Source organism: Arthrobacter sp. GMC3, from assembly GCF_002929305.1.
GTDB lineage: Bacteria > Actinomycetota > Actinomycetes > Actinomycetales > Micrococcaceae > Specibacter.
Map to the genome: position 1 here is coordinate 153,018 of NZ_PJIO01000009.1, position 13,866 is coordinate 166,883.

Annotated in this window: 11 protein-coding genes; 4 read left to right on the top strand and 7 right to left on the bottom strand. The window is 63.8% G+C overall.

The window, feature by feature from the left end:
* Window positions 1-66: 66 nt before the first annotated feature.
* The 3 genes from dnaG to dusB form a co-directional block, all read right to left on the bottom strand.
* Window positions 67-2,070, bottom strand: coding sequence for a DNA primase (gene dnaG / locus CXQ94_RS15350; RefSeq protein ID WP_104091444.1), 2,004 nt, complete (start codon window positions 2,068-2,070; stop codon window positions 67-69).
* Between the two features lie 36 nt (window positions 2,071-2,106).
* On the bottom strand, window positions 2,107-3,381 hold the full coding sequence (locus CXQ94_RS15355; protein WP_104091445.1) for a deoxyguanosinetriphosphate triphosphohydrolase: 1,275 nt from the start codon (window positions 3,379-3,381) through the stop codon (window positions 2,107-2,109).
* Window positions 3,382-3,666: 285 nt separating this feature from the next.
* On the bottom strand, window positions 3,667-4,848 hold the full coding sequence (dusB, locus tag CXQ94_RS15360) for a tRNA dihydrouridine synthase DusB (protein ID WP_181034246.1): 1,182 nt from the start codon (window positions 4,846-4,848) through the stop codon (window positions 3,667-3,669).
* 321 nt (window positions 4,849-5,169) lie between these two features.
* Between dusB and CXQ94_RS15365 the strand changes: the two genes are divergently transcribed.
* The 4 genes from CXQ94_RS15365 (at window position 5,170) to CXQ94_RS15380 (ending at window position 10,225) form a co-directional block, all read left to right on the top strand.
* Window positions 5,170-5,868: an ATP-binding cassette domain-containing protein gene (locus CXQ94_RS15365; RefSeq protein WP_181034247.1), complete on the top strand. Its 699-nt coding sequence runs from the start codon at window positions 5,170-5,172 to the stop codon at window positions 5,866-5,868.
* Window positions 5,869-8,199, top strand: coding sequence for a YhgE/Pip family protein (locus CXQ94_RS15370; protein WP_104091447.1), 2,331 nt, complete (start codon window positions 5,869-5,871; stop codon window positions 8,197-8,199).
* Between the two features lie 50 nt (window positions 8,200-8,249).
* Entirely contained in the window at window positions 8,250-8,843 is a 594-nt protein-coding gene (locus tag CXQ94_RS15375; RefSeq protein WP_104091448.1) for a TetR/AcrR family transcriptional regulator, read from the top strand.
* A gap of 368 nt (window positions 8,844-9,211) precedes the next feature.
* Window positions 9,212-10,225 carry a magnesium and cobalt transport protein CorA gene (locus tag CXQ94_RS15380; RefSeq protein ID WP_258067124.1) on the top strand — a complete coding sequence of 338 codons (1,014 nt, stop codon included), beginning with the start codon at window positions 9,212-9,214 and terminating at the stop codon, window positions 10,223-10,225.
* 19 nt (window positions 10,226-10,244) lie between these two features.
* On the opposite strand, the gene CXQ94_RS15385 is transcribed toward CXQ94_RS15380, so the two are convergent.
* The 4 genes from CXQ94_RS15385 to CXQ94_RS15400 are packed head-to-tail and all read right to left on the bottom strand — an operon-like array spanning window position 10,245 to window position 13,844.
* The gene (locus tag CXQ94_RS15385) at window positions 10,245-10,853 is read right to left on the bottom strand and encodes a response regulator transcription factor (RefSeq protein ID WP_104091450.1); all 609 of its coding nucleotides are present in this window, start codon (window positions 10,851-10,853) and stop codon (window positions 10,245-10,247) included.
* Window positions 10,850-12,046, bottom strand: a complete 1,197-nt coding sequence (locus CXQ94_RS15390) for a sensor histidine kinase (protein WP_219817062.1) — start codon at window positions 12,044-12,046, stop codon at window positions 10,850-10,852. Before CXQ94_RS15390 ends, CXQ94_RS15385 begins: the two co-directional genes overlap by 4 nt.
* Before the next feature lie 39 nt (window positions 12,047-12,085).
* The gene (locus CXQ94_RS15395; protein ID WP_104091451.1) at window positions 12,086-12,892 is read right to left on the bottom strand and encodes an ABC transporter permease; all 807 of its coding nucleotides are present in this window, start codon (window positions 12,890-12,892) and stop codon (window positions 12,086-12,088) included.
* A gap of 1 nt (window position 12,893) precedes the next feature.
* Window positions 12,894-13,844: an ABC transporter ATP-binding protein gene (locus CXQ94_RS15400; RefSeq protein WP_104091452.1), complete on the bottom strand. Its 951-nt coding sequence runs from the start codon at window positions 13,842-13,844 to the stop codon at window positions 12,894-12,896.
* Between the last annotated feature and the right edge of the window lie 22 nt (window positions 13,845-13,866).

Sequence of the window (13,866 nt, forward strand, 5' to 3'; positions counted from 1 at the left end):
CGCGCAGAAACAACAATAACAAAGGCTGGCCCGGTTGCGAAATCGAAAGGGCATCCGGGGGCAAAATCAATCTCCGCGCAGCGCCCTTCGGGCAGTTTCGAGCTCCATAAGCTCACGTTGGAGCATCTGATAGCCCTCTGGATCCACGGCAGGATCCATGCGCTGCAAGGCGCCGAGCCGTTCTTGCTTGAGTCGGGTGATTTGCATCTCAAAGAGCCTGCGCAGGATGTCACGGCAGTACCTGTGCAGCGTTTCCTCATTGGTGGCCGGCAGCGGGCTAAGCGCCAACTCCGCAACCAGGGAAGAAAGGACCGGTGGAACACTCTCCCGAACTGCCTCCAACCACTGCGAGGATGCCACCAAAGACTCCCCCGCCGCCGCAATTCCTTCCTGAACTGCCTTGAACGCGGGAATCACAAACTCGGTGGCCTGAAAATGCTGCCAGTTCCCCGTAGTGAGCAGGCCAGGATGCTGCAGCACCACTTCCAGCGCCTCACGCTCCATCCGGCTCTGCGGATCGCGAGGATCCGGTCGGGCAAATTCTGGCTCGGCAGGCTGCACCGAAGGTTCGACGCCGCTACCGGCTCCCAGCCCACGCTCACCGTACGCCGGGGTACTGGCCGCGGCGCCGCCGTCGTACGGGGTCCCCTGCTGCTGCGACGGGGCAGGGGCGCGAGAGGCGGAGGAATGCGATGCCCCGGCACCGTGGGCAGGCTGCGCGTGCGCCCGTTTCTCGGCACCCTTGACGGCCCGCAACACCTCATCGGGATCGGCAATGCCCAGCCAGCCGGCCAATTCTTGGCTGTAGCCCATCCGGGTGGAGCCGTCGCGGATGGCGGCGACCACCGGCGCCGAGGCGCGCAGGCCGCTCACCCGCCCTTCCACGGTGCTCAGGTCAAACTTGGCCAGCGTGGAGCGGATGGCAAATTCAAAAAGTGGCCGGCGGGAGCGGATCAGGGAGTGTACGGCCTCGTCACCGCCGCGCTGGCGCAGCTCGCAGGGGTCCGCGCCGGAAGGCTCCACAGCCACGAATGTCTGGGCCACGAACCGCTGATCCTCATCGAACGCCTTCAGAGCCGCCTTTTGCCCGGCAGCGTCGCCGTCGAAGGTGAAGACTACCTCGCCTCCCGTGCCGTCGTCGGAGAGCAGGCGGCGTGCCACCTTGATGTGGTCGGCGCCAAACGCGGTGCCACACGTTGCCACAGCGGTGTCCACCCCGGCCAGGTGACAGGCCATGACGTCGGTGTAGCCCTCCACCACCACCAGCTGGCGTTTGGAGGCGATATTGCGCTTGGCCAGGTCGATGCCGTAGAGCACCTGGGACTTTTTGTAGAGATGGGTCTCGGGGGTGTTCAGGTATTTGGGGCCCTGGTCGTCCTCGAAGAGTTTCCGGGCGCCAAAGCCCACCGTGTCCCCGGCAATGTCCCGGATGGGCCACATGAGCCGGCCACGGAAACGGTCGTAGATCCGGTTTTGTCCGGCCCCGGAGGAACTTTCGGAGAACATCCCGGTGAGCTTGAGTTCCTCGTGCGTGAAACCCTTCCCCGTCAGATGTTTGAGCAGCGAGTCCCAGCCCTGGGGCGAAAACCCGACGCCGAAGTGGTCTGCGGCGCTGCGCTCAAAGCCGCGCTCGGCCAAAAATTGCCGCGCTGTGGCCGCCGCGGGGGTGAGTAGCTGTTCGCGGAAAAATTCGCTCGCGATCTTGTGGGCGTCAAGCAGCCGTTGCCGCCGCCCCACTTCCTCACGGCGCGGACCGGTCCCCCCATCCTCATAGTGGAGTTCAAAGCCAATGCGGGCGGCAAGTTTTTCCACGGCCTCGGAGAAAGGAATGTGATCCATCTTCTGAATGAAGGAGATGACATCGCCGCTCTCCTGGCAGCCAAAGCAGTGGAAGTACCCCATCTGGGGGCGCACATGGAAGGAGGGGCTGCGCTCGTCGTGGAACGGGCACAGGCCCTTGAATGACCCTATTCCGGCAGATTTTAGGGTGACGTAGGCGTCGACGATCTCCTTGAGGTCGGTGCGCGTTCGCACCTCATCAATGTCTTCTCTTTTAATTAGCCCAGCCACACCGCCAGTTTACGTGAGCGGCGGTTGCCGTAATACCTAAAGCAGTGTGCGTTCGGTCCCCACGAGCCGCTCGTGCAGCGCCAGCGCCGAAACATCAGTCAGTGAGGCAATCTGGTCGATGACTACCCGGAGCCGGGCGTCGTCGTCGTTGGCCTCGCGCCAGTCCGCAGCAAACATGGTCTCCAGATGCGCATCTCCGGTGGCATTTAGCACCGCCACCAGCTCGCTGAGGACGTCCTGCTGGCGCTGGTAGATGGGCTGGCGGTGGTCGGTTGTCATGACGAACGTGGTGGCCAGGCCTTTCATGACGGCAATTTCGATGGCCGTTTCTGCAGGGACCACAACGTCCGCCGCGTACCGGGTGAGCCGCTCGGGCCCATAAATTTCGCGGGTGGCTCCGACGGCGCTTTGGCAGAAACGGCCGATCAGCTGACTGGTCATGTCCTTCAGTGCAGCCATCGAGGCGCGGCTGCCGTCGGCGTGGCGTACCCACACCTTGGTTGCCTCCAGCCGTTGCAGGGCCGCGTCGATCTCCGCAGTGTCCACCTGGGGCAGATACCACTGTTGGGTGTAGCCCAGGACGCGGTTGCGCTGGTCCTGGTTGGCCAGCCATTTCAACTGCACGTGGCCGGCAACAATGGCGTCCTCCACGTCGTGCACAGAGTAGGAGATGTCATCGGCTAAGTCCATGACCTGGGCCTCGATGCAGGTCTTGCCTACCGGGGCGTTCTGGCGCAGCCAGGCGAAAACTGGGAGATCGTCGGCGTAGGCCCCGAACTTGCTGGTCCGGCGCCCGTCTATCAGGGGCGCGTCTGCTGCCAGCCACGGGTATTTGGCCGAGGCGTCCAGGGAGGCGCGGGTCAGGTTCAAGCCGGCCGAACCGCCGTCGGCCGTCAACACCTTGGACTCCAGCCGGGTCAGCAGCCTCAGCGTCTGGGCGTTGCCCTCGAACCCGCCGATGTCATGGGAAAGATCATTCAGGACAGATTCGCCGTTGTGGCCAAACGGCGGGTGGCCTAGGTCGTGGGCCAGGCAGGCGGTGTCCACGACGTCGGGATCGCAACCCAGCGTCCGCCCCAACTCGCGGCCAATTTGGGCCACTTCCAGGCTGTGGGTGAGCCGGGTCCTCACGAAGTCATCGGTGTCCGGTGCCACTACCTGTGTTTTAGCACCCAGCCGGCGCAATGCCGAGGAATGTAATACGCGCGCCCTGTCCCGCTCAAACACCGTACGGAAACTCGTTTTAGGCGCTTCCTGAACCCAGCGCTGCGCATCGAAGGGAGAGTACTCGGGCTGCGTTTCGGTGGACATAAGCCTAAGTTTAGGGCCAACAGTGCAGGAGCCGTTGCCTGCTGTCCACAGGCGGCAGGGATCCCGCGCTATTGAGCAATCGTTACGCTGCGCAGCTGAAGTCCAGGCCCGAGCTTAGGCTACGTGAAAGCTTCAGTGATCACATTGGCGCATGCCCGGACCACGTCGCTTATGCCTGAAACCCGACACGAGTTCTGCGTCGAGTTGTTCGCTAACTCTGCGCCAATTTCAAACTGGCGCAGAGTTAGCAACTAACCGCGTGCAGGAATCGCGGGCACGGCAGGATCACCCGCCTGAGACGTCCAGTTCGGCTCCGACGAGTTCCACTTTCTGCGAGCCGCTGAGCGTCCTCTCATTGAGCCAGCCCTCGGGCAAGGCGGTGCGCTTGGGGGTGCCAGCGCGGCCGCGGGGACCCTCGGCGTCGGTGCCGGGGTACGGGGAGTCCATGTCGAGCTGATCCAGCAGCCCGCGCAAAACTTCCAGGGTGGGCACGGCAGACAGCTGGGCGCGCAATTCCCCACCGACAACGTAGCCCTTGAAGTACCAGGCCATGTGCTTGCGAATATCGCGCAGGGCCTTGTTCTCGTCGTCGAAGGTGTCAACCAACAGCTCGGCGTGGCGGTACACAGCAGCTGAGACCTCGGCAAGTCCGGGGCGGTGACGGACATCGCTGCCCTCAAAGGCGGCCATCAGGTCACCAAAGAGCCAGGGGCGGCCCTGGCAGCCACGGCCCACCACAACGCCGTCGACACCCGTCTGGCGGACCATGGCAATGGCGTCCTCGGCGCTCCAGATGTCGCCGTTGCCCAATACGGGAACGTCCGGGAGGGCCTCGCGGAGGCGGGCAATTGCATCCCAGTCGGCCTTGCCGGAGTAGAACTGGCTGGCGGTACGGCCGTGCAGGGCGACGGCGGCAACACCGGAGTCGCGGGCGATCCGGCCGGCTTCCAGATAAGTCAGGTGGTCATCGTCGATGCCTTTGCGCATCTTGATGGTCAGCGGAATATCGCCCTTGGACGCCTCGCGGACCGCCGTCTGCACGATGGAGGTGAAAAGGTCAATCTTCCACGGCAGGGCCGCTCCCCCGCCACGGCGGGTCACCTTGGCCACGGGGCAGCCGAAGTTCAAGTCGATGTGGTCGGCGTGGTCTTCCTCAACCAGCATGCGCACGGCCTTGCCCACGGTCTCGGGGTCCACACCGTACAGCTGCACGGAACGGATCTTCTCGTCCTCGTCGTGACTGATCAGCCGCATGGACTCCGGTGTTCGCTCCACCAGGGCACGAGAAGTGACCATTTCGGAGACAAAAACGCCGCCGCCATGCTCGCGGCAGAGCCGGCGAAAAGCGGTATTGGTGATCCCAGCCATGGGCGCAAGCACCACCGGAGTTTCCACGGTGATGTTGCCGAGCTTCAGGGGCGGGAGGTCCAACTTGGTGTCGCTGGTGGGGATATCTGTAACAGTCACGCTTCAATTCTCTCAAATCCGTGCAAATTAAGCTCCCGCCCGCGTTGCGGGGCGGATCCACTTCGATTTCACGCCTCTGCCATCCGGTGAGTGCCCAGCTGATGCGGGTTGTGGCGTGCTCAACCCGCATTAGCTGCGCACTCAGGCAACGGTAAACGCGCGACCCGCCTCAGCTGCGCAGTGAACAAGCTCACCGCCGCACGGGTAACCACAGCAGCCACACCGTTGCTAGACTGACTGGTCAGTACAAAGAATTGATTTTATCGGTACCCTGCCTTGGCAACCCCGCCAGCACCGTCCCGCGTCACGAAAGGAACCTTGGTGCATATCAACGCCCACAGTCTGGAGCTGTCCGCAGATCGCGGCCCCGTCTACGGCCCGCTCACCTTTGAGATAGGCGACGGGCTGACCGTGCTCCGCGGCCATGCAGGCAGCGGGCGCACCAGCTTGCTGCTGACACTCGCTGGGCGAATGAAGGCCGACGCCGGTGAACTCACCGTGGGCGGCCACAGCCTCCCTCGCGAGCTGAGGGCCGTCCAGAAAATGACCGCCGTGTGCGGTTTCGCCGGAATTGATGAGCTCGAGGACTCCGTGAGCGTGGGCGCCGCATTGCGGGAGCGCAAAGCATGGCTCGCCCCCTGGTGGTCCATTGTTCGCCAGCTCAACGACGTGGACGTGGCGCAGATGTGTGCACCGATCTTTGGTGAGGAACCCATCCCCCACGCCAACACCGTCATTTGGGACTTATCCGACACCCAAAAATTCTTACTGCGGATCACCCTAGCCATGATGAGCAGTCCCGCGGTCTTGTTCGTGGACGACCTGGAACAGATCCGTGGCCGGGATTCGCGTGCCGTCTTGTGGGGCCGCCTGGCGCAACTTTCGGATGGGCATACCGCCGTGGTGGTGTCCGCCTCTTCCCTTGACTCGGATCTGTGGGTTGGTCTGGAAAACCACCCAGAGATCGTCGAGATGAGCACCACCGCAGCCGAGCAAGAATTGATCGAGGAGACCGTCTAAATGTTTGCCTTTTTGTCCTCCGGCACCGAACTGAGCCGCTTCAAACGCGGCAAGATGCCCAAGATCGCCGTGGCGGTCATGCTGTTCATCCCCCTGATCTACGGCGCCCTGTACCTGTGGGCCTTCCAAGCACCCGACAAGCACATGAACGATCTCCCCGTGGCCCTGGTCAATGAGGACACCGGCGCCACCAACGGCACCGAGCCCATCCATGCCGGAACGGATCTGGCCAACGAGCTGATGGGAGGCATGGAGCTCAAATGGGACAAGGTGGACGCCACCGACGCCGCCCAGGGCGTGGCCGACGGCAAGTACTACTTTGCTCTGACCATCCCGGCGAACTTTTCCACGAACGCCGTCTCCGTCGGTACCGACACACCAGCTCAAACCATGCTGGATGTGCAGTACAACGACTCCAATAACTTCCTCTCCACTGTCCTGGGCAAGCAGGCCATGGCCCAGGTGCGCGACGCCGTCGCCCAACAGCTGGGCGAGCAAACGTCAAGTACCTTGCTGGTGGGCCTGCACGACGCCGGGACAGGGCTACGTGCCGCGGCCGACGGTTCCGCCGAAATCACCACCGGCCTGGACAGTGCCAAGGATGGTGCCGGAAAACTGGTGATCGGCATGAACGATCTGGCCAGCGGCTCATTGACTTTGCAAAACGGCGCCGGTCAGCTCGCCACGGGCGCCACCACCTTGTCTCAGGGCATCAACACCCTGGCCGGAGGGACTTCCTCGCTCTTCAACGGCGCCTCCTCCCTGTCCACCGGGGCCAACTCCCTGGCGAGCGGCGTCGGAACGTTGTCCGACGGCGCGGGCCAGCTGGCAACGGCCAGCAAGACCCTTTCCGACGGCACCGGGACCCTTGCAGCAAAAATGAACGATTCGCTTCCTGACGCCCAGAAGCTGGGAACCGGGGCCACCTCAGTGTCCGACAACGCCGCCCTCCTGGCTGCGAGCGCCGCCAAGGTTTCCGGGTCAGTGGCAATGCTGGGCACCAACGCTGACGGTGTCTCCGCCGGAGCTGCCGCGGCCGCGGAGAATCTCAACGCACTGATTTCAAGGGCCCAAAACGGCGAGGCCATCAGCGCGCAGCAGCTACAGGTTCTCCAGTCCCAGCTGACGCCTGTTGCCGGAGGATCTGCCGCCCTGGCGGCCGGGGTCCACCAGCTCGGAACCGACGGCGCCACCCCGCTGGCGGCCGGTGCCGACTCGCTGTCCAAGGGCGCAGCGGTTGTGTCCGGCGGTGTAGGCAAGCTGACTACGGGCGTTACCGAAGCAGCCACGGGCGCCAGCACTCTGTCCGCGGGTGCGAACCGGCTACACGACGCGGCAATCAAGCTAGCGGCGGGGGCTGCAAATGCGGCCACCGGTTCCCATGATGTGGCAGCAGGAGCGTCTTCACTCACTGATGGAGCCTCGCAGCTTGCCGCCGGGGCTTCCTCCGCCAATGACGGCGCCGCTGCTCTCGCGGCGGGTGCCGGCACCCTCAGCGACGGCACCTCGGATCTTGTCACGGGGACGGGAAAACTTGTGGACGGCGGCGCAACCCTTTCAGAGGGTGCCGATAAGTTGGCCACCGGCAGTCACACCTTGACCCAGAAACTGCGCGACGGTGGCCAGGCGTTGCCCAACGATTCCTTGGCTCTTCTGGACCACAAGGCCCAGGTGCTGGCCAATCCGGTGGGCGTCAATGCCAGCTGGGACAACCAGTCCTCCAGCTTTGGTGTTGGCTTTGCCCCCTTCTTCATTGCCCTGGCCACCTTTGTGGGCGCCCTGATTTCCTGGCTGTTGCTGCGTGCCTTGCCCACCCGGGCCCTGGCCGCCGGAGCATCGGGAATTCGGGCAGTGCTCACCGGTCTGCTCCCTGCCCTGGCCATTGGCCTGGGTCAAGTGTTGATCATGGTGGCTGTCTTGTTGTGGGGCCTGAAGATGGACCCGGTCTACCCGGTGGCCATGGCCGGGTTCATCTACCTGACCACTGTGGCGTTCCTGGCGTTGCAGCAGATGTTCATCATTGTCCTAGGCACAGCTGCCGGCCGGGTTCTTAGCCTGGTCCTGCTGATGCTGCAGCTGAGCTCCTCCGGTGGCACGTATCCGGTGGAGACCACTCCCGGCTTCTTCCAGGCCCTGCACCCGTTCATGCCCGCCACCTATGTGGTGAATGGGCTTCGGGAGTTGACGACAGGTGGAATAGACTCCCGTATGTGGATTGCGGTGGCATTCTTGGTAGCCATGACGGTTGGTTCGGTGGCCATTAGCTCCTGGAGCGCCGGGCGCCAACGCGTCTTCTCCATCAAGCGACTGCACCCGGAACTGGAAATGTAGGTCCCGCCACCGCCGTCCACCGTCTAGACCATCTCTGCTAAAGGAATCCCATGCCGCGCATCACAGCGACCAAACAGGCTATCTTGACTGCCGCACTGGAACTGGGTGCGTTGCATGGGATTTCCGGCACCACCATGGAGGAAGTGGCAGAACGTGCCGGGGTTGCCAAGGGCAGCGTGTATTACAACTTTGCCTCCAAGGACAAACTTTTTGGGGAACTGCTAACCACCGGGGTGGGGACCTTGTCCTCAACTCTGCGTGAGGCCCGGCTGAGCGCTACCGGGTTTGGGCGCATCGAAACCATGGTCACCGCCATGCTGAGATTGATTGCGGACAACCGGGCACTGGCCAAGTTGATGGCAGCGGAAATCTTCCGCACCGACAGGGTATGGCAGGAGTCCATGTTCATCCTGCGCCGAGAGGCCCTGTCCGAATTTGAGGCGGCCCTGAACCCGTTGGTTCCAGCAGATACCTCCGAGGATGCCAGGTTGCTCATGGCCAGCGCCATCTTCGGCGCCACCTTGATGGGAGGGCTCGAATGGTTGCTGTTCAGCCCGGACAAGCCCGCCGCCGCTGTGGCCGACGCCGTACTCTTCACGTTCTCCGGACGCCTGGGCGAAGGCCAGTCGGAAGCGACCATTTAGGTGCCTGCCGGATTCCTCCGGTAGTCTCAGCAATGAATCATCCAACGCCCGGGAGGGCGCGAGCAACAGAAAAGAGGAAAGCCAGCACCATGATGGCCGAACCCCCGAGTATGTACTCCATGGCCCCCTCCGGCTCCGCATAGGATTTTCCTAACACCTTGCGGCAGGTAAACCGAGGCTGGCCATAGACGAGCCTCCCCCACCCTTACTGCCGTTTGGATATTCCCATGAACACCCGTCGCACTGTCACGCGCCTGCAAAACCTCGCTCCCCTGAAGGTCCGGGAAACCCCCGCCCCGCCCGCCTCAACTGGCCCAGCCAGCCCGGGCACCGGCGTCGAACACGCACCCCAGCGCACGGCCAACAGCATGGTTGACGCCGGAATTTACCTTGACGGGGTCCGAATCTCTTCCCCCAGCACTCTCCCGGACACGTTTCGGGAATTGAACAAGGCACCCGGGTCCATGGCCTGGATCGGCCTGGTCCGCCCCGAAGAGACGGAGCTGCAGGAGCTGGCTGCCGAGTTTGATCTCCATGAGCTGGCCGTTGAAGACGCCGTCATGGCGCACCAGCGTTCAAAGATCGAACGTTATGGGACAACACTTTTTGCCGTGCTGCGTGCCACCCGGTACCTGGAGTCGCAAGAAGAGGTGGAGTTTGGTGAGCTGCACATTTTTGTTGGCGCCAACTTCATCATCACGGTTCGTCACGGCCACTCCCCCGACCTGGCCCTGGTCCGGCGCCGCATGGAACAGGACCAGACGCTGCTTCGCCTGGGCCCGGAGGCGGTGCTCTATGCCATCTTGGATACGGTGGTGGATGGTTTTGCGCCCGTGGTGACGGGCCTGGAAAACGACATTGACGAGATCGAAACCGAAGTGTTCAGCGGCGACCCCCAGGTATCGCGGCGCATCTACGAGCTCTCCCGTGAGGTTATCGAGTTCCAGCGCTCCACCAAGCCCATGGTGGGCATCCTGGCTGCCCTGGCCGGCGGGTTCACCAAGTACGGAATCAACGAGGACCTGCAGCAGTACCTGCGCGACGTGGACGATCACGTCACCCAGGTCAACGAGAAGATCGACGGTTTCCGGTTCATGCTCCGCGACATCCTCACCGTCAATGCGACCCTGGTGGCGCAGCGTCAGAACGAGGAAATGAAGCATCTGGCCGAGGCCAGCAATGATCAGAACGAGGAAGTGAAGAAGATTTCCGCCTGGGCGGCCATCTTGTTCGCACCCACCCTGGTGGGCACCGTTTACGGCATGAACTTCGATTCGATGCCCGAGCTGCATTGGGACTGGGGTTACCCGTTGGCTCTGATCGCCATGTTCGGGGTCAGCGTGGTCCTGTTCGGCATCTTCCGCAACCGGCGTTGGATCTAAGGCGCGCCGCACCCTCGCGTCACAGGAGCCAGCCGTTTTCCTGCGCTATGTGGACGGCCTCGGCACGGGTCTTGGCACCGGTCTTGCCCATGGCGCTGGAGAGGTAGTTGCGCACGGTGCCGTCGGAGAGGAACGTTGCCTTGGCGATCGAGGCCACCGTCCCGCCCTGACTGGCCGCTCGCAATACGTCCGTCTCCCGCTCGGTCAGGGGGCTCTCCCCGCTGGTGAGGGTTTCGGCCGCGAGCGCCGGATCCACTACGCGCAGCCCGGCCGCCACTTTGCGTACGGCGTCGGCCAGTTGGCGTGCCGGGGTGTCCTTGACGACAAATCCGCCCGCCCCTGCCTGGAGGGCGCGGCGCAGGTAGCCTGGGCGGCCGAACGTGGTGACCATGAGAACCTTGCACCCGGGCGCAGTAGTGCGCAGCTCGGCTGCCGCGGCGATGCCGTCAAGTCCGGGCATTTCCACATCCAGCAGGGCCACGTCCGCATTGTGAAGTACGACGGCGGCGCTCACCTCATCGCCGCGGCCCACCTCCGCCACCACATCAATATCGTGCTCCAGCCCGAGTAGGGCTGCAAGGGCGCCACGAACAAGGGCCTGGTCGTCGGCTATGACAAGTCTGATCATAGGCTGAGCCTAAGCCTAAAGCCGCCCAGCTCCGAACGGCCCAGCTCCAGGGTGGCCCCCGCCGCCGCGGCACGTTCGGCTAGGCCCTTCAAGCCATTGCCCGCTGTGGTTTCGGCGGGGTTCTGCCCCGTGGGATTCTGCCCGATGGGTGCGCCGCCCGGGCCGACGCCGTCGTCGTCGATCTGTAGGAACTTGGCACCCAGGCTGACCCGGCAGCGCCCGGCATCCCCGTGCCGGATCACATTGGTGACGCCTTCGCGTAGAGCCCAGCCAAACAGCTCCCGGGACTTTGCCGGGACGGCGTCTGCGGCACCGGGCAGCTCGGCGTCGATCCCAGCTGCCGCCAAGGCAGTACGGGCACTGGCCAGCTCGGTCAGGACGTTGACGCCACGGTAGCCACCAACGGTGGCTCGAACGTCCTCGAGGGCGCCGCGGGCCAGGTCTTCAAGGTCGGCGATCTCCGCCGCGGCCTTCTCCGGGGCAACCTCCAGCAGCCGGCCAGCCAGCTCGGCCTTGACCGCGATGACGGTGAGGGAATGACCCAGGATGTCGTGCATGTCCCGGGCCACCCGGCTGCGCTCCTGAAGGACAGCCAATTCCGCAAGTTCATGCTGGGTCTGGCGCAGTTCACGGATGGTAGAAAGTTGCCGTGAGAACGCCATCATCATCAGTCCCAGGGAGGCGATGGTGACCGCCTGGGAGAAGGCGTTGGTGCTGTCCACACCCTGCGAGAGGTTGATGAACATGCCGGCCACCGCCAGCCCACCGATGGCAAAGCCGGTCACCACCCGGGGCATGCCTTGGCTTGCGACAAACACGGCCACAAACGTCCACAGCCACGTAACCCCCAGGACACTGTCCTGATAGGCGAAAAAGCCCGTACTGAGAGCAAAGAATGCCAGGGCCAGCAAGGCCTTGAACCGCTGGCTGCGGTACCAACTCACCGGTGGACCCAACAGGAACAGGACAATGAAGGCCAAAAGGTGCGCCCACATCAACACCTTGAGCCAGGTGGGCTCCCCGGCGGCGGCTGAAAAGTCGCGGCTGTTGGTGGCCAGCAGGATCAGGCACGCGATGCCCGCACCGGTGAACCACCGCCGGGTGCCGCGACCGGCCACCAGTTCACGAAAGGTGGGAACGTAGCCCAGGGGAGGAAACCAGCCCACGGCCGGGACGTTGTTCGGAGCTGCCATGCTGATAACTCTATGCGTCCTGGCCGCTGCGCCCGCCATCTAGACACGCTTGGTGTCGCGCCGGAAGGCGAGCGTTGCACCCACGGTGAAGACGGCCAGCCAAATGGCGACGTTGACCACCCAGCTCCAGTCGAAGTCTCCGGTTAGCGGGCTGCGTGCCAGCTGTCCCAGACCATAGGTGGGAACGAACTTGGCGATTTCTCCGAAGGTGGTTCCCATGACGGAGATGGGCACGAACAGTCCGCCCAGCATGGCCAGCACGGCCAGGATGGGGCCCAGCAGCTGCATGACGTTTTGGGAGGGCACCAGGTAGCCCATGAACAGGCCTAGTGCGGCAAAGGTCAAGGAGCCAAGCCAGGCGACCAGCCCGGCGATGAGCCAAATCTGCCAGTCCATGCGGACGCCGAAAGCGAACCCGATCACAAACTCGGTGGCCACCGACAGTAATGCCAGGGACAGTGCGGACAGTGCCTTCACGGCAATATAAGCGGCAGGCTGCAACGGGGTTAGGCGCAGTTGCCGGCTCCAGCCCAGTGCCCGTTCAACCGCCACCATGCCGCCGGCCGAGGTTGCCGCAGTCATGGCACCATAGACGGCCAGGCTGATCAGGATGTAGGAGCCATAGCTTTGGCCGTTGGGCAGGTGCTGGTCCTTGTTGGGCAGGCCGAAGATCAGGAAGAACAGTGCGGGCATCAGGAGCGTGAAGATCACTGTGCGGCGGTTGCGCAGGAGTCGCCTGATTTCAATCTTGATGAACGTGACGTTCAGGCCGCCGGCGGAGGGGACTCGACGCTCCAGGGAGACACGTTCGGGCTGGGTGGGTGAGGGGGTTGCGAGCGTGCTCATATCAGTTTCCTTCCGCAAGGCTGGGTGTTTGGGCGTCATCCCCGGTGAGTGCCACGAAGGCATCTTCAAGGTTGTTCGAGGTGATCTCAAGATCGACGGCGTCGGTTTGGGTCAGCAGGTATCGTGCCACGACGTCGGAATCCTTGGTGTGCACACTGACCTTTCCGCCCTGAACGCTGACCGAGTCGACACCTGGCAGGCCCGCGATGGCGGGCTGGTCAGGGGCGTTGAGACGGGCCGTCACGGTGCGCCCGGCCGCCAGGTTCTTGATCTCGGCAGCGCTACCGTCGGCCACAATCTTCCCGCGCCGCAACAAGATGATCCTGTCGGCGTAGGCGTCGGCCTCCTCCAAGTAGTGGGTGGCGAAGACCACGGTCCGGCCACGGGCGGCGTCGGCCCGGATGGCGGCCCAAAAATCGCGCCGTCCCTCCACATCCATGCCGGTGGTGGGTTCATCCAGGATCAGCAGGCCGGGGTCGGAGAGCAGCGCCAGGGCAAAACGGAGCCGTTGCTGTTGGCCGCCGGAGCACTTTTCCACCATGCGGGAGGCGATCTCGGTGATGCCTGCCCGTTCCAGGACCTCATCCACAGGACGGGTGTCAGCGAACAAGGTAGCCGTCAGCTCCAGGGTCTCGCGCACGGTGAGGTCCTTGAGTAGGCCGCCGGATTGCATGACGGCGGACACCTGGCCGCGGGCGATGGCCCCTCGCGGGGTGTGCCCGTAAATGCTCACCGTTCCGTGGCTGGGCACGGACAGCCCCAGCAGCATGTCGATGGTGGTGGTCTTGCCGGCGCCGTTGGGGCCGAGGAAGGCGACGATCTCGCCGGGTTTGATGGCCAGGGAGACACCGTTGACGGCGGCCACGGCGCCGAAAGACTTATGCAGGTCGCGGGCGTCGACGGCAAGGGTGGTGGCCGGTGCTTCCACTGTCTGGGTGGTGGGGTGGGTCATGACAATCCTTAGCGATTCTTCG

What these genes read in the sequence shown, in the direction of transcription:
- CXQ94_RS15355 (WP_104091445.1), bottom strand. Translation starts at nt 3,381, where the DNA reads ATGTCCACCGAAACGCAGCCCGAGTACTCTCCCTTCGATGCGCAGCGC.
- CXQ94_RS15370 (WP_104091447.1), top strand. Translation starts at nt 5,869, where the DNA reads ATGTTTGCCTTTTTGTCCTCCGGCACCGAACTGAGCCGCTTCAAACGC.
- CXQ94_RS15375 (WP_104091448.1), top strand. Translation starts at nt 8,250, where the DNA reads ATGCCGCGCATCACAGCGACCAAACAGGCTATCTTGACTGCCGCACTG.
- CXQ94_RS15380 (WP_258067124.1), top strand. Translation starts at nt 9,212, where the DNA reads ATGGTTGACGCCGGAATTTACCTTGACGGGGTCCGAATCTCTTCCCCC.
- CXQ94_RS15385 (WP_104091450.1), bottom strand. Translation starts at nt 10,853, where the DNA reads ATGATCAGACTTGTCATAGCCGACGACCAGGCCCTTGTTCGTGGCGCC.
- CXQ94_RS15390 (WP_219817062.1), bottom strand. Translation starts at nt 12,046, where the DNA reads ATGGCAGCTCCGAACAACGTCCCGGCCGTGGGCTGGTTTCCTCCCCTG.
- CXQ94_RS15395 (WP_104091451.1), bottom strand. Translation starts at nt 12,892, where the DNA reads ATGAGCACGCTCGCAACCCCCTCACCCACCCAGCCCGAACGTGTCTCC.
- CXQ94_RS15400 (WP_104091452.1), bottom strand. Translation starts at nt 13,844, where the DNA reads ATGACCCACCCCACCACCCAGACAGTGGAAGCACCGGCCACCACCCTT.